This window comes from Echinicola salinicaeni (assembly GCF_014280965.1).
Lineage (GTDB): Bacteria > Bacteroidota > Bacteroidia > Cytophagales > Cyclobacteriaceae > Echinicola > Echinicola salinicaeni.
Window position 1 is genome coordinate 393598 of the sequence record NZ_JACODZ010000001.1, and the last position, 21985, is coordinate 415582.

Genomic DNA, 21985 nt, shown 5'->3' on the forward strand with positions numbered 1-21985 from the left:
TGGTTGATAATGAATCATAAAAAATGATCATTAATATTGAGGGGAGAAGAGCTCTATTTGTCGAAGTGTTAAAAAGTGTGAAAAATCACATGCGGAATTTACCATTAAAATAAAAGGATTTCCACTTCATCAATCTTTATGTAAATTTGCCAAAATCATATTAATAACACGATTTATGAAATATACTTTAGAGAAATTTTTATTGTTGTTTCTTGCTGTCTTTACCGTGCAGGGACTCCACGCTCAAGAAGTGGAAGAGAATAACCAAGAGGATTTTAATGATTTTATGTACCGTAAAGGTAATATATATCGCTCAGCCTCTGGAAAGCCCGGACCTAATTACTGGCAAAATGAAGCAGATTACAAGATCAACGTTAGCCTAGATGATGAAGAGCATACGATTACAGGCTCAATAAGCATTCATTACACCAATAATAGTCCTGAAGCATTGGATTTTGTTTGGTTGCAATTAGAGCAGAATAGGTTTACTGAGGATTCAAGAGGTACATTGACTACGCCTATTCAAGGAAACCGTTATAACGGTGATGTTGATGGAGGGTATGACCTATCGAATGTGAAGGCTGTTGTGGGTAAAAGAGGTGATGCTTCTGATGAGTATTTGGTGAATGATACCCGTATGCAGGTGTTCTTTGCTGAGCCAATTCCAGCCAAAGGTGGTGAAGCGACCATTTCTATGGACTTTAGCTATAAGATTCCCGTAAAAGGAATGGATAGAATGGGAAGGTTGGATGTAGAAGATGGTACTATTTACGCCCTTGCCCAATGGTATCCTAGACTTTCCGTATTTGATGATGTGAAAGGATGGAATGTAGAGCCTTATTTAGGTGCAGGAGAGTTTTATTTGGAATATGGGGATATAGAATATGCTGTTACCGCTCCTGCTGACCACATTGTGGTAGGTTCAGGTGAGTTATTGAATCCGTCTGAGGTGATGTCCAAAGAGATGATTAATAGAATGGACCAAGCCATGGAAAGCGATACTTCGGTTTATATTTTAAGACCTGAAGAAGTAACTGACATTAATACCCGCTTAAAGCAAGAAGGTACTTTGACTTGGAAGTTCAAGATCGAGAATACCAGAGATGCTGCCTTTGCTTCATCACAAGCATTTATCTGGGATGCCGCCAAAATAGATCTTCCTAGTGGTAAAACTATTGTAGCCCAGTCTGTATATCCTAAGGAAAGTGATGGGCAAGAAGCTTGGGCAAGGTCTACTGAATATAGTAAGGCATCCGTTGAGCATTATTCAAATATGTGGTTTGAATTCCCTTATGCATCTGCTACCAATGTAGCGGCTGATATTGGAGGAATGGAATATCCTGGCTTGAATTTCTGTAGTTTTGAAAGCAAAGGAGAGGGACTTTGGGGAGTGACTGACCATGAATTTGGCCATAATTGGTTCCCGATGATCGTGGGATCAAATGAACGTCTTTACCCATGGATGGATGAAGGTTTTAATACATTTATCAATCATTATAGTTCTTTAGCTTTTAATGATGGTGAATATGGCTCTGACCTGGATCATACCAGAAAATATATCACTTGGTTTAACCGCGAGACAAGAGAGGGGATCGACACTTATCCTGATGTGGTTAATACCAGTAATTTAGGAATGACAGCCTATATGAAACCAGGAATTGGTTTGATCATGTTAAGAGAGTATATCTTAGGGCATGAAAGATTTGATAATGCTTTCAGGTCATATATCAAAACCTGGGCATTTAAGCATCCGCAGCCTTCTGATTTTTTTAATCATATGGAGAATGTAGCGGGAGAAAACCTAAACTGGTTTTGGAAGAGCTGGTTCTATGGTAATGCGAATGTTGATTTGTCTTTGGATGGTGTTTATCCATACTCTGGGAATTATGTGATCGCTCTTTCTAACAGGGGTGGAGTTCCATTGCCAGTAGTGATTGAAGTGACCTTCAAAGATGGTTCAAGCGAGAGGTTTACACTTCCGGTTGAAATCTGGCAACGTGGAGATAAGTGGAATCATCTATATAAGTCAGAAAAAGAGGTGGAAAGCATGGAGATCGATCCAGATAAGGTCTTGCCTGATGTAAATATCTCGAATGATAAATGGCCAGCCAATATCTACGAAGAGTAATTGATATATTATAATTAATTGGATTTTGCCATTATGAAAGGGAGTAGACAGTAATTCTACTCCCTTTTTTTGAATGTTACTTTTTATTTGAAGTCATTGAGATTTGTTTTTTATCAGTGGTGATACTAAAAATAGGGGGTGCCCTTTTCTCCCTGCAAGTGAATTTCCTCTCTTCATACCTATTTTTTAAAAATTGCGACTAGGACCATTCGGTTTTTTGTGATTAACGAATATTTATATATTCCTCTGTTTGGCCTGATATGTAGGTGCTTTTTCATTGATTTAATTTGGTATTGTTAAACAAATGCCCCTTTTGTTTTTAAAATAATACTAGAGAACTGCCCGTGTAAAATGTTAATAGTGTAAAAAAGACAATTAAAATTGCGATGATGTGAATTTTTGATTTATATTCGAATATACATTAGGTGTAAAAAACAAATTTTAATTCAAGAGTTGGTTTTGGTCAAGCTATATTCAGATCAAATTTGATCCAAGTGATTGGTACCTGTTTATAGCAGGTACGTCATTATATGCATTCAATATTAACTATTGACCTTTAGAGATCCGACCGTCCTTTTTGTTGGATGGTCGGATCTCTCATTAAAAAGTTGTTATGATAAAGAAATGTATTTTAGGATTGATTTGCTGTGCTTGGGGGATTTTTAGTGTCCAAGCACAAACGATTTCTGTGCATGATCCAGTGATGATACAGGAAGAAGGAACTTACTACCTTTTTTGCACTGGAAGGGGGATTGCCGTGTGGTCCTCAAAAGATATGGAAAACTGGGAGCGTGAATCCTCCGTTTTTTCTGAAGCTCCTCGCTGGGCCAAAGAAGTAGTGCCTGATTTCAGAAACCATATTTGGGCACCGGACATATCCTATCATAATGGCCAATATTATCTCTATTATTCCGTTTCATCCTTTGCAAAAAATACTTCAGCAATAGGGGTGGCCACCAATACCACCTTGGATACCAATTCTCCAGATTTTGAATGGAAAGATCATGGTATTGTCATAGAAAGTGTGCCGGGCAGGGATATGTGGAATGCTATTGACCCTAATATCATTACTGATGAAAATGGAGAAAATTGGATGAGCTTTGGTTCATTTTGGTCTGGTCTGAAATTGGTAAAATTAAGCGATGACCTTTTGTCGGTCGAAAATGGTCCAGATGATTGGCATACGATTGCAAGACGGGAAAGAAGCTTTGAATTGGATGAACGGAACCCTGGAGATGCGGCTTTAGAAGCCCCTTTTATCTTCAAAAAGGATAATTATTATTACTTATTTGTCTCCTTTGACTTATGCTGTAGAGGTGAAAGATCCACCTATAAAATGGTAGTGGGGAGATCTGAAAAGCTACAAGGGCCTTATCTGGATAAAACAGGAATGAGCATGTACAATGGAGGTGGAACTTTGGTTCTGGAAGGTAATGAAGACTGGTATGGGGTAGGCCATAATGCTGCCTATACTTTTGAAAATAAAGACTATTTGATCTTTCATGGATACGATGCCCAACAAAATGCCCGGCCAAGATTGTTTATCCGTGAGATTAGCTGGGATAAAGAAGGCTGGCCAATGGTTAGTATAGATTAAATGTGCAAGGGGCTGGAAAGATATTTTGGCAACTATTCAGCTATATGTTTCTATAAACAGTGTCCTTGAGCTTGATGTCATCATTGATCTATTCAGGATTAAATAATGAAGGCACTGCCATTTGGGACAAAAAAAGATAAATATTAATATCAGATGAACCATAAAATAACCTATATCATCTTGCTGACTTTTTTGGTCTTTTCAAGCAGGATAGCACTGGCACAAAACACCAGTAGATCATTGAAATTGTTTGATTTGGAGCAAGTTTCATTGCTGCCAAGTCCATTCTTGAATGCCCAAGAGGTAGATAAAGCATATATCCTTGAAATGGATATTGACCGGTTATTGGCTCCTTATATGTTGGAGGCAGGCATAGATTGGTCAGCAAAGCGCTATGGAAACTGGGAGAATACTGGGTTGGACGGACACATTGGCGGGCATTATTTGTCCGCATTGGCCATGATGTATGCCAGCACTGGGGATCAAGAAATAAAAGATAGGATGGATTATATGGTTGGGCAACTTGCCTTGGCTCAGCAAAAGAATGGGAATGGGTATTTGGGAGGTATTCCTGGAGGAAAGGCCATGTGGGAAGAAATAGGAAAAGGAAATATAGATGCTGGAGGCTTTTCTCTTAATCAAAAATGGGTGCCACTGTATAATATACATAAGATCTATGCCGGTTTAAGAGATGCATATCTTATTGGTAAAAACCAACAAGCAAAGGGTATGTTGATCGAATTAAGTGATTGGTTCTATGATTTGACCAAGGATCTCACTGAGGAAGAATTCCAGCAAATGTTGATCAGTGAGCATGGAGGAATGAACGAGGTGTTTGCAGATGTTTCGGCCATTACTGGTGATGAGAAATATTTGGAATTGGCCAAAAAGATGTCCCACCAGTTGTTGCTTGGACCACTGGAAGAAGAAAGGGATGAACTGACAGGCATGCATGCCAATACACAGATTCCAAAAGTAATTGGTTTTCAACGTATTGCTCAAGAATCTGGCTTGGCTGAATGGCAGCAAGCAGCTGATTTCTTTTGGCATACAGTGGTGGAAAATAGGTCAGTAGCCATAGGAGGAAATAGTGTTAGGGAGCATTTTCATCCTGTTGATGATTTTTCTCCTATGGTCTCTTCAGAGCAGGGGCCGGAAACCTGTAATACCTATAATATGCTTAGGCTGAGTGAACAGCTGTACTTGTCCAATCCAGCTGTAGAATATGTTGACTTTTATGAACGCGGTTTATACAATCATATTCTCTCCAGCCAGCATCCCAGCAAGGGAGGTTTTGTTTATTTCACCCCAATGAGACCCGGCCATTACAGGGTGTATTCCCAGCCTCATGAAGGTTTTTGGTGCTGTGTGGGTTCGGGCCTGGAAAATCACGCTAAATACGGTGAGTTTATCTATGCCCATGCGGAGGATGAACTATATATCAATCTGTTTATTCCTTCACAACTCAATTGGAAAGAGCAAGGGATGGAATTAGTACAGTCCACAGATTTTCCAACTTCGGCAAGCAGCCAACTCTCATTAAAACTTAAAAGACCCAAAAGAATGAAAATCATGCTTCGCTATCCTTCTTGGGTAAGTGCTGGCTCAATGAAGATACAGGTTAATGGAAAGCCTGTTCAGGTGAATTCAGGGCCGGGTACTTATGTGGCGCTGGAGAGGAAATGGAAAAACGGAGATGAGATCAAAGCTGAATTCCCAATGGAAATGAAATGGGAGGCTTTGCCGGATGATTCTAACTGGGGAGCATTTGTGTATGGGCCAATTGTTTTGGCAGCAGAAGAAGGAAATGACCAAATGCCCGGTCTATTTGCAAATGATAGTCGAATGGGACATGTGGCATCTGGAAAAATGCGCCCATTGGCTGAAACGCCCTTGTTGATCAGTGAAAGTGACGATCTTACCAATCAAGTTGAACCTATTTCGGAAGCAGGACTAACATTTAGACTAAAGGGCGAAATTGCTCCTCAGCAAAAGGAAACACTTATCCTGAAACCCTTTTATACAATTCATGAGTCCAGGTACCAAATCTATTGGCCAATAGCCAATGAGACAGAAGTAGATAAAGTGAAGGCTTCAATCAATAAAAAGGATGGTATGATGTTGGCCTTGGAGAGACAAACGGTGGATCAGGTGGCCACTGGAGAACAGCAGCCGGAATCAGACCATTTTTTTAAAGGTCAGCAAACATTATCAGGAAATGAGGATGGCTACTTTTGGAGAAGTACTTCATCTTGGTTTAGTTATGAGTTAAAGAATAAAGATTTAAAGGCCAAGAAACTGAGGATTACTTATCCCGCTGAGGTAAAAGGCCAAGCCTTTGCCATTTATATTAATGACCAACTCTTAAAAAAAGAATTGCTAAAAGATGCGGTAGGGGCCAGTCAGTCTTTGGATTATAACTTGTCAGGGGACCTACAAAAAGAAGAAAATCTAGTACTCAAATTCCAAGCTTTAGATGGAAAGCCAAGCGAAAGAATCTATTATATCAGGTTGCTGAAGTGATATTATACCCTAACTAAATACAAATATAAATGATGAATAGCAGAATATTATGGGCAGTTTTAGTTGGATTCTTTTTTTTGGGCTGTCAGCAATCCAAAGATACTAGATTTACTTCTCCGGATGGGACATTGGAATTGGATTTTAAAATTGAAGATGGTAAAGCCTACTATCATTTGGGCAAAAATGGTGAAGAGGTTCTGGAGTGGTCCCAATTAGGGATTCTGATGGATAAGGCGGACTATTTCAATGCCCTTGATTTAAAGTCTATTTCTGATCTTAAACAGATCAAAGATCAGTATACATTAGCCCATGGTAAGAAAAAAGATATTAGCTATTTGGCTAATGAGCGTATTTATTCCCTCGAAAATGCAGATGGCAAGCTCATGAAAATAGCTTTCAGGCTTTCTGATGATGGCATGGGGCTACAGTATCAGCTTGATGGTAAAGGCGATGAAATCTATGTCATTGAAGAGGAAAAAACCAGCTATAATTTTCCCTCTTCAGCCAAAGCCTGGATGCAGCCAATTGCTGAAGTAAACACTGGCTGGGAGTCCAGCAACCCCTCCTATGAGGAAGAATATCAAATGGAGGTACCTGTGGGAACACCATCTCCAATTCCATCTGGTTGGGTGTATCCAGCCTTGTTCCATAGTAATAATCACTGGGTTTTGATTTCTGAAGCTGGACTTGGATATGATTATTGTGGTAGTAGGTTGGCTCCTGAATCTCCAGAAGGAGAATATGCTCTTGTTTTTCCTGGTAAAGAGGAAGTTTTTCCAGGAGGACCTGCCAAGCCAAGCAGTACTTTGCCTTGGAATTCTCCGTGGAGGATTTTGGCAGTAGGAAGCTTGGGGGCTGTAGTGGAATCTACCCTTGGGACGGATCTTGCTAAACCGGCCATTGATATGTCGATGGATTTTGTTGAGCCCGGCCAAGCTGCTTGGAGTTGGGCATTGGGCAAGGACCAGTCCATTACCTATGATATTCAGAAGGAGCATATAGACTTTGCTGCGGATATGCAATATGAGCATTGTCTAATAGATGTAAACTGGGATACCACAATTGGTTATGATAAGGTCAAAGAATTGGTTGATTATGCAGAGGGAAAAGGAGTGAAAATTCACCTTTGGTACAATTCAGCGGGTTCTTGGAATACCACACCATATCATCCAAGAAATATGTTGCTGACCGATGAAGGCAGATTGGAGGAATTTCAACGCATCAAAAATATGGGGGTAGCAGGGGTGAAAATTGATTTTTTTGGAGGCGATGGACAATCCATGATCAATTATTACCATGACATTCTCAATGATGCGGCTAAGGTAGGCCTTTTGGTGAATTTCCATGGAACCACTTTGCCACGAGGATGGCACAGAACGTATCCCCATCTGATGACAATGGAATCTGTAAAGGGGTTTGAGATGATAACTTTTGAACAGGCTTTTGCTGATAGAGTGGCAGCCCATTGTTTGATGTTGCCGTTTACCAGGAATGTTTTTGATCCGATGGATTTCACACCTATGTCCTTGGATGAAATTCCTAATATAGATCGTAAAACGAGTAAAGGCTTTGAATTGGCCCTGTCTGTGATTTATGAATCAGGAATTCAGCATTTGGCAGAATCGCCAGAGGGTATGGCCAAACAGCCAGATGAAATCAAGGAGTTCCTGAGAGAGCTTCCTGGTACTTGGGAAGATATTAAGTTTATTGATGGATATCCTGGAGAATATGTGGTTTTGGCGAGGAAGTCAGTAGGGAAATGGTATTTGGCAGGTATAAATGCAACTGGAGAAACTAAGCAAGTTCTGTTAGACCTGGCCTCATTTAAAGGCGGAAATGGTTGGCAACTTATCGAGGATAATGAAGATAACTCAGGTTTTGAAATCAGTCAAGTCCAAGAAAAAGAAGAGATTATAATTAATTTACCCGCATCTGGTGGATTTGTTCTTTTACAATTAAAATAAAAAATGTAATTTAGACACTTAATAATCAATAAACCTCAAAATATCATGAAAAAGACATTGCTGGGTGGACTGTTTTTAGCAGTGGTGATGCTGTCAGGCCTTAAGGTACAAGCGCAAAATAAGTTGGTCATCAATGCAGACCAGGGGAAAACCCAAATTAGCCGACATATTTATGGGCATTTCAGTGAACACCTTGGACGTTGTATCTATGGTGGCATATGGGTAGGCCCTGATTCAGATATAGAAAATATCAATGGTTATAGAACTGATGTTTTTCAAGCACTCAAGAATCTAGATATTCCTAATTTAAGATGGCCGGGAGGCTGTTTTGCTGACGAATACCATTGGACAGATGGAATAGGTCCTAAAAGTGAAAGACCTAAGATGATCAATACCCACTGGGGTGGAGTTACTGAAGACAATTCCTTTGGAACACATGAGTTTTTTGGATTTGTTGAGCTTTTGGAAACGGAACCTTATATCACTGGTAATGTGGGCAGTGGTTCTGTGGAGGAGATGTCAAAATGGGTGGAGTATATCAATTTTGATGGCGTAAGTCCAATGGCTGACTTGAGAAAGAAAAATGGAAGAGAGGAGCCTTGGCAAATCAAGTACTGGGGTGTAGGTAATGAAAGTTGGGGCTGTGGTGGAAATATGACGCCAGAATATTATGCCAACGAATATAGGAGATACGCCACTTTTGCCAGGGATTATCCTGGAGCGAAATTGTACAAAATAGCTGGTGGTGCCAATTCCACAGATTATAATTGGACAGAGGTATTGATGCAGAAGATTCCTTTGCATATGATGGATGCCATGTCTTTGCATTATTATACTGTTCCTGGAAGTTGGGGAAACAAGGGATCTTCAACAGATTTCTCCAAAGAAGAATACCTGGTAACCTTGCAAAAAGCAGCATTCATGGATGAATTACTGGCTAGACATGAGACTATCATGGACAAATATGATCCACGAAAAAGAGTGAAATTGATCGTGGATGAATGGGGAACTTGGTATGATGTGGAGCCGAATACCAATCCTGGATTCCTTTATCAGCAAAATACCCTTAGGGATGCTTTCGTGGCTGCAATTACACTGAATACTTTCAACAAACATGCTGATAGAGTTCATATGGCCAACTTGGCACAAACGGTAAATGTACTACAGGCCTTGATATTGACTGAAGAAGATAAGATGTTGCTCACGCCTACATATCATGTATTTGATTTATACAAGCCCCATATGGATGCTACTCTTTTGCCAAGTTATGTACAGTCTGATATGGTAGAAGCTGGAAGCACCAAAATGGAAGCATTGAATGTTTCCTCATCACTTTCAGAAGATGGTACGGTCAATATAAGTATTGCCAATATAGATCCTGAAAAAGCAATTGACTTAGAAGTGTTCTTGCACGGGACTGATGCAAAGGATGTAAGTGGTAGGTATTTGACGGCCGAAAATTTAAATTCTCATAATTCGTTTGAGGAAAAAGATGTAGTAAGCATCCAAGAATTTGATGATTTCAAATGGGCTAAGGATGTGTTAAATGTCAAAGTTCCGGCCAAGTCTGTAGTTGTGCTTAGAGTGAAATAAGTCAATAAATGGGGACCTTGGATTTAGTGGTAGATTAACAATAACAAAGCAAAATATACAATGAAGGATAACTTTGTCATCGGCCTTGACTATGGCTCGGATTCAGTTAGGGCAGTAATAGTCAATACAGAAAATGGGGAGGTAAAAGCCAGCCATGTGTTCTGGTATCCTCGGTGGAAAGAGGGGAAATACTGCAAGCCAACTGAAAATCAATTCAGACAGCATCCGTTGGATCATCTGGAAGGATTGGAAGTAACCATAAAGGAAGTGGTAAAGGAGTCTGGGGTTCCCAAAGATCAGATTAAGGGGATTTGTGTCGATACCACCGGTTCATCGCCGATGGCAGTTGACCAGAAAGGAAAGCCATTGGCTTTGTCAGCAGAATTTGCAGAAAACCCCAATGCAATGATGGTACTTTGGAAGGACCATACCGCTATCAAAGAAGCAGATGAGATCAATGAATTGGCCAGGACTTGGGGCGGTGAGGACTATACTAAGTATGAAGGTGGAATTTACTCATCAGAATGGTTTTGGGCGAAAATATTGCATGTGATCCGTGAAGATGAAGCTGTTTCAGAGGCAGCTTATTCCTGGATGGAACATTGTGATGTAATTACCGCCGAATTGATAGGGGCGGAAGATCCTCTTTCTTTCAAAAGAAGCAGATGTGCCGCTGGTCATAAAGCCCTTTGGCATGAAAGCTGGGATGGCTTACCCCCCAAAGAATTTTTGGGCAAATTAGATCCGCGTTTGGCAGATTTAAGGGATCGCTTATATACAGCCACCTTTACCTCGGACTTGCCTGCAGGTAATTTAAGTGCAGCATGGGCAGAGAAATTAGGGCTGAACCCTGAAACAGTAGTGGCAGTAGGTACCTTTGATGCACATGCAGGTGCCGTAGGCGGTGAGGTTACTGAGAATACATTGGTAAAAGTGATGGGGACCTCTACCTGTGATATTATGGTGGCTTCTTATGATGCCATTGGCGATAATTTAGTGAAAGGAATCTGTGGACAGGTAGATGGTTCAGTTGTTCCGGGAACTGTTGGTTTGGAGGCAGGACAGTCAGGTTTTGGAGATGTATTGGCATGGTTCAAGAACTTAATTACCAAACCTACCATAGAATTGATCCAAGCCAGTAAAACCATCAAGGAAGAGGAGAAAGAAGCCTTGATCGATGAGATTGAAAGTCAATTATTGATAAAACTTTCTGAGGAGGCTTTACAAATTCCATTGTCAGCAACTGCTCCCGTCGCCCTTGACTGGGTGAATGGCCGGAGGACACCTGATGCTAACCAAGGGCTCAAAGGAGCTTTGATGGGGCTTAGCATGGGCACAGATGCAGCGAGAGTATTTAAGGCTTTGGTAGAATCCATTTGTTTTGGTTCTAAAAAGATAGTGGATCGCTTCAGAGAAGAAGGTGTTCAAATCGATACGGTAATCGGTATGGGTGGAGTGGCCAAAAAGTCCCAATTGGTCATGCAGACCATGGCGGATGTCTTGAATATGCCTATCAAAATTGCTACTTCTGACCAAGCGCCTGCACTGGGTGCAGCCATGTATGCATCAGTAGCTGCTGGAATACATCCAAATACAGAAGCAGCTATTGCCTCGATGTCAAATGGTTTTGATGCTGTTTATGAGCCGATACCTGAAAATGTAAAAGTGTACGAAAAATTATATAGGGAATATACTGAGTTTGGTTCCTTTGTTGAAGGTGAAAAATCAATTGCTTTTGCCGATTAATAAACATAAAAGTCCATCAATTTGATGGACTTTTATGTTTTTCCATTTTTCTCTTTTAGTATTTTGACCGGCAACTCTTTTTGGCTGCCATATAATTTGACTTCAATAATGTCGCTAGGTAAAGCAAAACCTTTGCCTTCTAATGCCTGCTTGACCTGTTTGATGATTTCTCCTTTTACCATTACGGCCTCTTTTCTAAATTCAAAGGTGTTTACCCAAAAAAAGACTTTGAGGTTTACTGTGCTGGTGGCCAATGTGTCTTCAGCAACATAGTTTTCATGGATCCCATCTTGGACTATGGAGGGATGCTTATTAACGGTTTCCATGATGATTTTCTTGGCCTGATCCAGATCATCTTCATAAGCTAGCCCTACCACAAAATCCCATCTGAAGAAACCATCTTCAGTATAGTTGATGACTGGCTTTTTCAATACATCACTATTCGGGATATATACATCTCTCCCGTCAAAGGTCTTAAGTTTGGTATACCTGAACTCCAGGGATTTGATCTTACCAAAATGCTCTCCAATTTCCACAGTATCATTTACATTGAATGGACGGTTAAAGGCTAAAATTATTCCGCTGATAAAATTTTCACCTATATCCTTAAAAGCAAATCCGATAATGATAGCAGAGGCGCCCAATGAGGTCAATAAAAAGGTGGTGACAGTCCCCAGACCTGCAATATTCATCGCCCAAATGATCGCGAGTACGAATAAGCCTATCTTTACGGCATTCCCCAGAAATTTACTCATAAGGGGATCACTGGATCTTCTGGAAATTTTTTGCTGGGTTAATGAACCAAGTTTCTTTGCGATTAGATAACCAAGGATGATAATGACCAGCCCCAGGATGATCCCTGGTATATTTTCCAGAAAGTTGTTCCAGGAATCCTGTAGGGATTGTAAGATGGTTGAAATATCTCCTTCTCCTTGTTTCATAGGTTATTGCTAGCTCAACCTAATGTAATGTTTTTTTTAGAAAAATGAGATTGGATTTGGGTGGAATTGATTGATAACCTATGTTTAATGTACTCCACACAAATTAAAAGAGCCCGCCCAATTGAGTTTTGTATCATTGGTCAGGCTCTTTTATGTTTTCAAAGAAGAAAAAGAATCATACAGGCTTATCTTCTTCCCCCACCTCCATTCTTTTTGCGGTTAGCGAAGAATTCTTGTTTGCGCCTTTGCTTTTCTTTGTTGAATTCTTTCTTCTGCTGAGCAGTCATGGGCTTTTCTGTTTGTGGGAATGGGTGGTTGTTTACCACATTGATCTTCTTGTTGGCCAGTTTCTCTATATCCTTTACGTAAGCATTTTCCTCTGGCTCACAAAGCGAAAGTGCAATTCCTGCTTCTCCGGCTCTTCCAGATCTGCCAATACGGTGTATATAAGTTTCAGCTGCTTCTGGAATATCAAAGTTGATTACATATTTTAATTTGTCTATATCAATACCTCTTGCTGCGATATCGGTAGCTACTAGGACCCTTATCTTACCGCCTTTGAAGTCCTTAAGAACCTTTTGTCTTTGGTTTTGTGCCTTGTCCCCATGAATGGCAGCAGCATGGATATGCTTCTTTTTGAGATCCCTTACAATTCTATCTGCTCCATGTTTGGTCCTGGAGAACAATAGTACTTGATCAATCTTTTCATCCTCCAAAATACTAAGCAGCAAGGCTTTTTTGCTGCTTTTATTGGTGTAATAGACATACTGTTGGATGGTCTCTGCAGTGGAAGAAACTGGCGTAACTTCTACCTTTTGAGGGTGGTGCAGTATTTGCTTAGAAAGGTTAAGGATATTTTCCGGCATGGTTGCCGAGAAAAAGAGGGACTGTCTTTTGGTAGGTAGGATCTTCAGTAATTTCTTGATATCATTGATAAAGCCCATGTCTAGCATCCTGTCTGCCTCATCCAGCACAAAGAGGTCGACTGATTTCAGGCTGATATGTCCCTGGTCAATTAAATCCAGCAGTCTTCCAGGAGTGGCCACCAGTATATGTACACCTTTTTTAAGTTTTTCAACTTGTTGTCCCTGTTTGACACCACCGAAAATTACCGAATGCTTGATCTTAGTGTGTTTGGCATATTGATCGATATTCTCGCCGATTTGAATGGCCAGCTCCCTAGTAGGGGTAACGATCAATGACCTGATCTTTGGCCAAGGATCATTGGCGTAAGGAGCTTGATGGATGTGCTGAATGATAGGGATGGCAAAAGCTGCTGTTTTACCTGTGCCTGTTTGTGCGCAGCCTAGCACATCATTACCCTGAAGTATTAGTGGAATTGCCTGCTCCTGTATGGAGGTAGGCTCAATATATTTTTTTTCCTTTAAGGCTTTAAGTATAGGAGGAATGATCCTCAAATCGTCAAATTTCATATTTCGTGTCATAAGGAACACCTTATGGATGATCCAATTGATAATTAATTATTTGTGGAGCTTACTTGCATAGATGCTTTTCAAATCAGCAAAATCCCCAGAATTCGGGAGGTGAATGTTTCTGCAGGAAAAAAGAATAATTTGATATTGGAAGTTCTCAACAGGCAAAGGTATCAAAAAAAGAGCAGATTAAATGATACCTCATTCTAATAAACAGTGGATTAAGTATTTTGAGCTTTATTGATTGGTTAAACAATACACCCAATTATAGCCCAATGGATTACAGGGTAATGATTTACCTGGAAAGTAATTGTTCCAAAATATCTCCTACATAATATGCGACGATGGCGGCCACTGCACCTAGGAAGAGGGTTTCTAAGGCTCCTTTCCACATTTTGGTTTCATTGACATAGGTTTTAAGAATGCCTATGAGGATAAAACCAGCGCCTGTGAGAATGGAGGTGATAAGGAAAATATCTTGGTTTATGGGGTCGAAATAATCCCATACATATACCATCAGAGGAATTAAACCGACTGAAATAAATGATATATAGGTAAAGAAGCCTATAAAAAAGGGAGACTTTTTATCTTTGATCATTTCCAACTCCTCTTTCATCATGACATCCACCCAGCGGTCTCGGTCGCTGGTAATGGTGTCGACCACTCGTTCCAGAAGTTCCCCTTCAAAACCTTTGTCTTTGTAAATGGTCCGAATCTCTTCCCTTTCATCTTCTGGCATATATTTTATTTCCCAGTATTCCCTATTCCTATGTTTATGATAATTGGCTCGTTCGGACTTTGAAGATAAATAGGCTCCTATGGACATTGAGAAACCATCTGCCAATAGGTTGGCAAAGCCTAAAATGATGATGATGGCACTATCTAGTCCAGCTCCGACAGAACCGGCCACCACAGCAAATGTGGTCACGCATCCATCAATGCCTCCATATACAAATTCTGCTAAATATTTTTCAAAGTGGGAAGGGGCTGCATTTTCCTGTTTTAGGTGTCCTTTTGAGAAATTGCCTTCTTCTATAGCCATAATTTAAAATTGGAAGAATAAAACGTTTCTTCTCAATATAATAAAATTGTGGAGAAGGTTTAGTCAGAAATCCTCAAGAAACTGCTCGTTGAGAAGATTCCCGGATATGTAATTCAGTATTGAGAATGATTTTTTTCTGAATGGAGCGACCTTCCTCTATTTGTTCCAATATTAATTTTGCAGCATTTCTACCAATCTCGTGGGTCGGATGGGCTACAGAGGTTAGATTGGGTTCTACTACAGTGGCATGAAATTCATCAGAAAAACCTGCCAACATAATATCTTCTGGAATGGATAAACCCCTGCTTTTGATTTCTTTCATGGTAGCAAATATGACAGTATCATTTACCCCTAGGATGGCATCTGGTGGAGAAGGTAGATTGAGCAGTTTTTGCGTGGCCTTTGTGGCGTTGACAGGGGAAAGATCCGTTCGAATCAAATATTTTGGATCATATTCCAAACCTACTTGGTTCAGGCCTTTTAAATAGCCTTCTGTTCTTTCCTGCACTATATTCAAGTGTTTGGGGCCAGTAATATGAGCAATTCTTTGCGCTCCGTTTTTATAAAAATGGGTAGTAATATCCTCGGCCATGGATACATTGTCCACGACTACCGTCGAGACCTTTTTCTCCAGACATACCCTGTCAAAAAAGACGAGAGGAACATCATGTTCAAGCACCTTTTCAAAATGTTTGGTGCTTTTGCTGTTCTGCGCCAAACAAACAATAAGCCCATCAATTCTTAGATTGAGTAGGTTGTTGACTGACTCAATTTCCTTTTCCATGGATTCTTTGGAGGAGGAAATAACAATATAATACCCCGCTTGCTGTAGTTCTTCTTCAATACCTGAGATAATAGAAGAGAAAAAGTAAGTCACCAGATCTGGAACAATAACTCCGATTACACGAGTTTGTTGTCGCAGTAATCCCATTGCCAGGGGGTTGGGGATATAATTCCACTTTTGGGCCAGGGTCTTGATTCTTTTTGTCAAAGTTTTGTCTATATCAGGATGGTCCTTCAAAGCCCTCGAAACGGTGGAAATTGAGACATTGAGTTCTTTGGCTATGTCTTTAAGGGTGATCCTCTTTTTCTTCATAATTCAAATAAATTGAAAAAATATTTTACCTGCAAAGCTTTGCACAAACCTTTGCAGGTAAAAGCGATGGATTGATGGGACTATGAAGGCTTTTTTTGAACAAATAATTATTTATATTTCGCGTCAGTTTTCCCAGGATAACATATTAAAGATGACATTAAAACCCTTAGGTAATACCGGTATTCAAGTACCATCCATCGTTTTTGGAACCAGCGCATTGGGCAATTTATTTACAGCCCTTGATCCAAAAGTGAAAGAAGAATTAGTTAAAGAAAGTATAAAATACACCCAACCCCAGACATTTTTTGATTCGGCTGGAAAATACGGTGCTGGACTTGCTCTGGAATCATTAGGCAATGCCTTAAATGCCCTTAATATTCCAAAAGATGAGGTTGTAGTCAGCAATAAATTGGGCTGGGTAAGGAGTCCGCTTCTAGGTCCAGAACCTACTTTTGAAAAAGGGGTTTGGAGAGATCTCAAACACGATGCAGTCCAAAAAATCAGTTATGATGGTATCCTCGAATGTTTCGAGGAAGGAAACGAATTGCTTCAGGGATACTCGACTCAGTTAGCTTCTGTCCATGACCCTGACGAATATTTAGCGAATGCCAAAAATGAAGCTGAAGAAGCAGCTTTATTCGAAGATATTCTAGAAGCGTATAGAGCGCTGGAGGATTTGAAGAAAAAAGGCCTTGTTAAAGGAATAGGCGTTGGAGCGAAAGACTGGAAAGTGATCCCTCGGATTTATGAACATATCAAATTAGATTGGGTCATGTTTGCCAACAGTATGACCATCATTTCCCATCCAAAGGATCTGATGGCATTTATGCAGCAATTGGCAGATGATGGTGTTGGAATCTTGAATTCAGCAGTTTTTCAATCAGGATTTTTGGTAGGTGGAGACTATTATGATTATAAGTTGATCAGGCCTGACACTCCTGAAAACAAGCAAAAGTTTGAATGGAGGGACAAGTTCTTTGCTGCATGCAAAGACTTTGGTGTTACACCTGCTCATGCATGTGTCCAATTTGGGCTTTCAGCACCAGGTGTGACGAGTGTGGCACTTAGTACTACTGAACCTGATAAAGTTAAAAGAAATGTAGATTCCACTGTCAATAAGTTGCCGGATGAGTTTTGGGCAGAACTAAAAAATAGAGGATTATTGCATGAATATAGTCCAGTTTAAGTATTATTATAAATTATCAATTTACCCTCATATAAGATGAATAACCAAACTAAATCAAGGCTGGTGTCCAAAGAGACATTATTGCCTTTTATTTTACTGACCAGTCTTTTTCTACTTTGGGGCTTGGCCAACAATATGACAGATACTTTGTTGGCGGCTTTTAAGAAAATCCTCAGCATGACTGATACCCAGACTTCCTGGATTCAGATGGCCTTTTACGGGGCGTATTTCTGTTTGGCCTTACCAGCAGCTATTTATATAAAGAAATACACTTATAAATCAGGTGTATTATTGGGTTTGGGACTTTTTGCTGTTGGGGGGTTATTGTTTTACCCAGCAAGTATTTTGATGTCCTATGGTTTTTTCCTTTTTGCCCTTTATGTGTTGGCTGGTGGACTTTCTATCTTGGAAACTTCGGCCAACCCTTATATCATGGTCATGGGGCCAGAAGAATCAGCTACTAGAAGGTTGAATTTAGCACAGTCATTTAATCCCGTTGGATCTATTATTGGGGTAGTGCTAAGTAAGGTGTTCATTTTGTCACAGCTCAATGTAGCAGAGGCAGAAGACCGAGGGAAAATGACTGCTGCAGAGCTTCAGCAAGTTCAGCAGGCTGAATTGGATGCTGTCATGGGAACTTATGTAGGGGTTGCTTTATTCTTGGTTGTGGTGTGGATGTTGATAAAATTCACCAAAATGCCTAAAGCATCAGAGGATGTTCAGCATGATTCTTTATCCAATGGTTTTAAGCGGCTTTTCGCCAACAAGAACTATACTTTTGGGGTACTGACCATGTTCTTTTATATCGGTGCACAAATAGGTGTTTGGTCATTTACCATTCGCTATATCATGATTGAGCTTCAGCTAAATGAGAGCGATGCTTCTGATTATTATTTAGCAGGCTTGGTGCTATTTACAGCCAGTAGATTCTTGTTTACAGCCTTGATGAAGTTTATCCGTCCGAGTATGTTGATAGCCATTTCGGCAGCAATAGCTATAGGGCTAACATTCGTGGTGATCTTTGGTGGTGGAATGGTAGGAGCCATCGCATTGGTGGGTATTTCAGGATGTATGTCCTTGATGTTCCCTACTATTTATGGATTGGCAGCAGAAGGGCTTGGAGAGGATACCAAACTTGGTGGATCTGGATTGATCATGGCAATCTTGGGTGGAGCAGTTTTCCCAGTGATTCAAGGTTTTGTTTCAGATAGCTTTGAGAGCATACATATTTCATTCTTTGTACCTGCGTTCTGCTATCTTTTGGTGGTGATTTATGGTATTTATCATTACAGACATAAGAAGGAAATTCCGGCTATGGCCCAACATGCCTAATATGGACTTTAATTTTTGAACTTAGCTCAGTTGGCTTTTAATAAGTTACCTGAGAAAAATCAAGGTGGAAAATGAAAACATTGACTTGTAATAAACCAGGGGAATTTGAGTATGGGGAAACTCAAGAACCCCAGCTTGAATCTGGCAAGGCCATCATCAAGGTCAAGAGGATCGGGATCTGTGGTACTGACCTGCATGCTTATGAAGGTACCCAGCCCTATTTTAATTATCCTAGGGTACTTGGTCATGAACTTTCTGGTGAATTGGTGGCAGTAGATGGGGCTGAAGGTTTTTCCGAGGGAGATTTGGTAAGTATTATACCTTATTTCAGTTGTGGTGAATGTGTGGCTTGCAAGGCGGGGAAGCCAAATTGCTGTGCGACCATCAGTGTCTTTGGTGTCCATGAAGATGGAGGGATGAAGGAATTTATCATGGTCCCTAGTTCTTCTTTGATCAAAAAAGAGGGGTTGAGTCTGGAGGAACTGGCTTTGGCCGAACCACTGGCCATTGGTGCCCATGGGGTGCGAAGGGCAGGGGTTATTCCCGGAGAGTTTGTCATTGTGATGGGGGCAGGTCCCATTGGACTTGGCGTGATGGAGTTTGCCAGGATTGCTGGTGGTAAAGTCATCGCAATGGATATCAATGAGGATCGACTGGCATTTTGCCGTGAAGTCTTGGGAATTGAATATACCGTGAATGCGAAAGGAAACTATCAAGCTGAAATAGAGCAAATCACCTCCGGTGGATTTGCCGAATCAGTCATCGATGCGACAGGAAGTGCCGTGGCTATCCATAATGGATTTGAACTGATGGCCCATGGAGGAAGGTATGTTTTGGTGGGCTTGCAAAAAGGTGAAATAGCCTTTAGCCATCCTGATTTTCATAAGCGAGAGTCCACACTGATGAGCAGTAGAAATGCTACGCGTGAGGATTTTGATAATGTGCTGGAAGCACTAAAGGATAAAAAAGTCAAAGCAGCCTCTTATATTACTCATGAGGTAGGGTTTGACCATGTCAAGGAAAATTTTGCTTCTTGGCTTGATCCTGCCAATAAGGTAATCAAAGCAATGGTGAAATTATAAAAGAAAGTGGGCTTAATAGTCCACTTTTTTGTTTTGTGGGTATTTAGATACAGACTGTTTGATTAAATTGTCAATTAAAGAATTATGCTGAAGAGGATGAAAAAAAGAATGACGCTGGTGCTTTTGGTTTTATTGACCTATGGCTTCAGCTTTGGGCAAGTAGATGTAAAAATAATCGAAGAAGGTTTTATATATGATGAGGCGCCTTTTGAAGAGTGCCATGCTACTACCTTGGTGGAGTTGGAGAATGGAAATATCATGGCAGCATGGTTTGGTGGAGAATATGAGCGCCATCCCAATGTAGCTATCTGGACTGCTGAAAAATCCGGTAAGACCTGGTCTGATCCGAAAAAGGTCGCTGATGGATATGTGGATGAAAACCTCAGTTATCCTACTTGGAATCCAGTGCTGTTTGAAATGCCCAATGATGAGCTGGTGCTTTTTTATAAAGAAGGTCCTTCTCCGCAAGAATGGTGGGGAATGTATAAAGTCAGTATTGATGATGGTAATACTTGGTCAAAGGCCATTAAATTACCAGATGGTATTTTAGGTCCCATAAAGAACAAACCCATTGCATTAAGTGATGGGACTGTTTTGGCTCCATCTAGTGTGGAGGATGATAAGGGGTGGAGGGCGCATATAGAGATTTCCAAAGACCAAGGAAAGACTTGGCAAAAAGTGAATATAGACCATGAGGGAGATTTTGATGTTATCCAGCCTAGTATTTTAGAATATGAAGACGGCAGGCTTCAGGTACTTTGTCGTAGTAAGCAAAATACGGTTGCCACAGCTTGGTCTGAAGACAATGGTCAAAGTTGGTCTAAGCTGGAGAGGACTGAACTGCTCAATCCAAACAGTGGTACTGACGCGGTGACTTTGGCGAACGGAAAACAATTACTTGTTTATAACCCCACGACAAAAGGAAAAGATTGGTCTGACGGAAGGAATAAACTGAATCTAGCCATTTCCGATGATGGACTCAATTGGAAGGATATACTGGTTTTGGAAGATGAAAATGAAGGGGAATTCAGTTACCCAGCCATTATTCAATCCGAGGATGGCAAGATCCATATTTCCTATACCTGGAAGAGAAAAAAGGTTAAATATTTAGAGCTAGAATTGAATTAAGGAAGTTGTTAACCACAGATAAATTAATATTGAATGGCTTGCTTTTTAAGCCTATTTTTATTTTATCTGTGGTTATTATTTGTTTCAGTTATATACTTTTAAGCTTTAATTTACTGTTTTGAGTAACGAGAACCACATCCCTCTATGCAGGGGTAGTAAATGGATAGGGTTTTTCCAGAAATTTCAAACTTGTATTTATTTGTTGGTTCATCGCAAGCAGAAGTCATAAAAGTAGAGTCAGCCATTGAATAGGTGCCTGAGCTTGGTGTTTCAGTGGTGACATAATTTGAGCACATAATACCATTGGAGGTGAATGTGCCATCAGCATGAAATGTAACCATTTTTTCTCCGTCAATTTCTTCAAATGTACCACTTCCATCTCCAGGGTCATTATAAATTTCGGAGAGCTTCCATGTACCTACAATAGAGGTTTCAGCATTCATATCCCTATCATCGTCGTTGCAGGAAGATATTAAGCCAATAAAAACAAATGCTACAAATAATTTTTTCATAATTTAAATTGTTTTAAAAGTTGTAATTTAAAAAGTCTTTATTGCCTTTACGTCCGTAGGGAGAGAAATGCTACAGTTTTAACTGTTTTATTTGCTGTAAAGTAATTTAATCACTTCAGATGTGTTGTTACAGCCTGTTTTGGCTAAAATATTATTCCTGTGTTTCGCAGCGGTAGTAGGACTAATAAAAAGTTGATCGGCGATTTCTGCACTTGTTTTCCCTTCTGCAATCAATAAAATGATTTCTCTTTCGCGTTGAGTCAACTGTTGAAATACTTCATTTTCCTCTAGGTTTCTATTGGTTTTGTTAAAATTGGCAAAGGCCAAATCGATGGCGATCTGCACACTTCTTTCATTATAAGGCTTGGTCAAAAATGAGCTCGGAGAAGTTGCTATAGCTCTGTTTACGGTTATGGGGTCAGAAAAGGCAGATATATAGATGACTGGAACTTCTTTGTATTTTTGGATGCATTGGACGGTTTCGATCCCATCCATAGTACCGTTAATATTGATATCGCATAGGAGTAAGTCCACCCTGTTCTTTTTGAATAATTCCAAGGCTTGCTCTGCTGAGTTGGCTATACCTGCATTTTCATATCCCATATCCTCCAAGAGATAAGCAAGGTCCTTGGCTATCAATATCTCATCTTCGATGATCATTACTTTTTTAATACGATCCATT

16 protein-coding genes are annotated in these 21985 nt (G+C 40.2%); 10 read left to right on the forward strand and 6 right to left on the reverse strand.

Going from position 1 to position 21985, the window contains the following annotated elements; all coding sequences use genetic code 11:
• The first annotated feature begins 175 nt into the window (after positions 1-175).
• The 6 genes from H7U17_RS01600 to H7U17_RS01625 all read left to right on the forward strand — a co-directional run bounded on the left by H7U17_RS01600 (position 176) and on the right by H7U17_RS01625 (position 11551).
• Entirely contained in the window at positions 176-2128 is a 1953-nt protein-coding gene (locus H7U17_RS01600) for a M1 family metallopeptidase (protein ID WP_186754095.1), read from the forward strand.
• 613 nt (positions 2129-2741) lie between these two features.
• Positions 2742-3725 carry an arabinan endo-1,5-alpha-L-arabinosidase gene (locus H7U17_RS01605; protein ID WP_186754097.1) on the forward strand — a complete coding sequence of 328 codons (984 nt, stop codon included), beginning with the start codon at positions 2742-2744 and terminating at the stop codon, positions 3723-3725.
• 153 nt (positions 3726-3878) lie between these two features.
• Complete coding sequence (locus H7U17_RS01610; RefSeq protein ID WP_186754098.1) at positions 3879-6248, forward strand: glycoside hydrolase family 127 protein; 2370 nt, start codon at positions 3879-3881, stop codon at positions 6246-6248.
• Between the two features lie 29 nt (positions 6249-6277).
• Positions 6278-8212: a glycoside hydrolase family 97 protein gene (locus tag H7U17_RS01615; protein ID WP_230981226.1), complete on the forward strand. Its 1935-nt coding sequence runs from the start codon at positions 6278-6280 to the stop codon at positions 8210-8212.
• Positions 8213-8257: 45 nt separating this feature from the next.
• Positions 8258-9805, forward strand: a complete 1548-nt coding sequence (locus tag H7U17_RS01620; RefSeq protein WP_186754100.1) for an alpha-N-arabinofuranosidase — start codon at positions 8258-8260, stop codon at positions 9803-9805.
• Between the two features lie 60 nt (positions 9806-9865).
• Positions 9866-11551: a ribulokinase gene (locus tag H7U17_RS01625; RefSeq protein ID WP_186754102.1), complete on the forward strand. Its 1686-nt coding sequence runs from the start codon at positions 9866-9868 to the stop codon at positions 11549-11551.
• 32 nt (positions 11552-11583) lie between these two features.
• Here H7U17_RS01625 and H7U17_RS01630 read toward each other — a convergent pair whose 3' ends face one another.
• The 4 genes from H7U17_RS01630 to H7U17_RS01645 form a co-directional block, all read right to left on the reverse strand.
• Positions 11584-12492, reverse strand: coding sequence for a mechanosensitive ion channel family protein (locus tag H7U17_RS01630; protein WP_186754104.1), 909 nt, complete (start codon positions 12490-12492; stop codon positions 11584-11586).
• A gap of 185 nt (positions 12493-12677) precedes the next feature.
• A complete protein-coding gene (locus H7U17_RS01635; protein ID WP_186754105.1) occupies positions 12678-13925 on the reverse strand; it encodes a DEAD/DEAH box helicase in 1248 nt (415 codons plus the stop codon).
• A gap of 295 nt (positions 13926-14220) precedes the next feature.
• Positions 14221-14967, reverse strand: coding sequence for a VIT1/CCC1 transporter family protein (locus tag H7U17_RS01640; RefSeq protein WP_186754107.1), 747 nt, complete (start codon positions 14965-14967; stop codon positions 14221-14223).
• A 73-nt stretch (positions 14968-15040) separates the two neighbouring features.
• Positions 15041-16063, reverse strand: coding sequence for a LacI family DNA-binding transcriptional regulator (locus tag H7U17_RS01645; protein ID WP_186754109.1), 1023 nt, complete (start codon positions 16061-16063; stop codon positions 15041-15043).
• Between the two features lie 151 nt (positions 16064-16214).
• Here H7U17_RS01645 and H7U17_RS01650 point away from each other — a divergent pair, with 151 nt between their 5' ends.
• The 4 genes from H7U17_RS01650 to H7U17_RS01665 all read left to right on the forward strand — a co-directional run bounded on the left by H7U17_RS01650 (position 16215) and on the right by H7U17_RS01665 (position 20791).
• Positions 16215-17249, forward strand: a complete 1035-nt coding sequence (locus H7U17_RS01650) for an aldo/keto reductase (protein ID WP_186754111.1) — start codon at positions 16215-16217, stop codon at positions 17247-17249.
• 36 nt (positions 17250-17285) lie between these two features.
• Positions 17286-18581 (forward strand): L-fucose:H+ symporter permease, encoded by a 1296-nt coding sequence (fucP, locus tag H7U17_RS01655; protein WP_186754113.1) that lies wholly within the window; start codon positions 17286-17288, stop codon positions 18579-18581.
• A gap of 71 nt (positions 18582-18652) precedes the next feature.
• Positions 18653-19663 carry a zinc-binding alcohol dehydrogenase family protein gene (locus tag H7U17_RS01660; protein ID WP_186754115.1) on the forward strand — a complete coding sequence of 337 codons (1011 nt, stop codon included), beginning with the start codon at positions 18653-18655 and terminating at the stop codon, positions 19661-19663.
• A gap of 96 nt (positions 19664-19759) precedes the next feature.
• Positions 19760-20791, forward strand: coding sequence for a sialidase family protein (locus H7U17_RS01665; RefSeq protein WP_230981228.1), 1032 nt, complete (start codon positions 19760-19762; stop codon positions 20789-20791).
• A 110-nt stretch (positions 20792-20901) separates the two neighbouring features.
• On the opposite strand, the gene H7U17_RS01670 is transcribed toward H7U17_RS01665, so the two are convergent.
• Positions 20902-21303 carry a lipocalin-like domain-containing protein gene (locus H7U17_RS01670; protein WP_186754117.1) on the reverse strand — a complete coding sequence of 134 codons (402 nt, stop codon included), beginning with the start codon at positions 21301-21303 and terminating at the stop codon, positions 20902-20904.
• An 87-nt stretch (positions 21304-21390) separates the two neighbouring features.
• On the reverse strand, positions 21391-21984 hold the full coding sequence (locus H7U17_RS01675) for a response regulator transcription factor (RefSeq protein ID WP_186754119.1): 594 nt from the start codon (positions 21982-21984) through the stop codon (positions 21391-21393).
• Position 21985: the final 1 nt, after the last annotated feature.

What these genes read in the sequence shown, in the direction of transcription:
- H7U17_RS01600 (WP_186754095.1), top strand. Translation starts at nt 176, where the DNA reads ATGAAATATACTTTAGAGAAATTTTTATTGTTGTTTCTTGCTGTCTTT.
- H7U17_RS01605 (WP_186754097.1), top strand. Translation starts at nt 2,742, where the DNA reads ATGATAAAGAAATGTATTTTAGGATTGATTTGCTGTGCTTGGGGGATT.
- H7U17_RS01610 (WP_186754098.1), top strand. Translation starts at nt 3,879, where the DNA reads ATGAACCATAAAATAACCTATATCATCTTGCTGACTTTTTTGGTCTTT.
- H7U17_RS01615 (WP_230981226.1), top strand. Translation starts at nt 6,278, where the DNA reads ATGATGAATAGCAGAATATTATGGGCAGTTTTAGTTGGATTCTTTTTT.
- H7U17_RS01620 (WP_186754100.1), top strand. Translation starts at nt 8,258, where the DNA reads ATGAAAAAGACATTGCTGGGTGGACTGTTTTTAGCAGTGGTGATGCTG.
- H7U17_RS01625 (WP_186754102.1), top strand. Translation starts at nt 9,866, where the DNA reads ATGAAGGATAACTTTGTCATCGGCCTTGACTATGGCTCGGATTCAGTT.
- H7U17_RS01630 (WP_186754104.1), bottom strand. Translation starts at nt 12,492, where the DNA reads ATGAAACAAGGAGAAGGAGATATTTCAACCATCTTACAATCCCTACAG.
- H7U17_RS01635 (WP_186754105.1), bottom strand. Translation starts at nt 13,925, where the DNA reads ATGAAATTTGACGATTTGAGGATCATTCCTCCTATACTTAAAGCCTTA.
- H7U17_RS01640 (WP_186754107.1), bottom strand. Translation starts at nt 14,967, where the DNA reads ATGGCTATAGAAGAAGGCAATTTCTCAAAAGGACACCTAAAACAGGAA.
- H7U17_RS01645 (WP_186754109.1), bottom strand. Translation starts at nt 16,063, where the DNA reads ATGAAGAAAAAGAGGATCACCCTTAAAGACATAGCCAAAGAACTCAAT.
- H7U17_RS01650 (WP_186754111.1), top strand. Translation starts at nt 16,215, where the DNA reads ATGACATTAAAACCCTTAGGTAATACCGGTATTCAAGTACCATCCATC.
- fucP (WP_186754113.1), top strand. Translation starts at nt 17,286, where the DNA reads ATGAATAACCAAACTAAATCAAGGCTGGTGTCCAAAGAGACATTATTG.
- H7U17_RS01660 (WP_186754115.1), top strand. Translation starts at nt 18,653, where the DNA reads ATGAAAACATTGACTTGTAATAAACCAGGGGAATTTGAGTATGGGGAA.
- H7U17_RS01665 (WP_230981228.1), top strand. Translation starts at nt 19,760, where the DNA reads ATGAAAAAAAGAATGACGCTGGTGCTTTTGGTTTTATTGACCTATGGC.
- H7U17_RS01670 (WP_186754117.1), bottom strand. Translation starts at nt 21,303, where the DNA reads ATGAAAAAATTATTTGTAGCATTTGTTTTTATTGGCTTAATATCTTCC.
- H7U17_RS01675 (WP_186754119.1), bottom strand. Translation starts at nt 21,984, where the DNA reads ATGGATCGTATTAAAAAAGTAATGATCATCGAAGATGAGATATTGATA.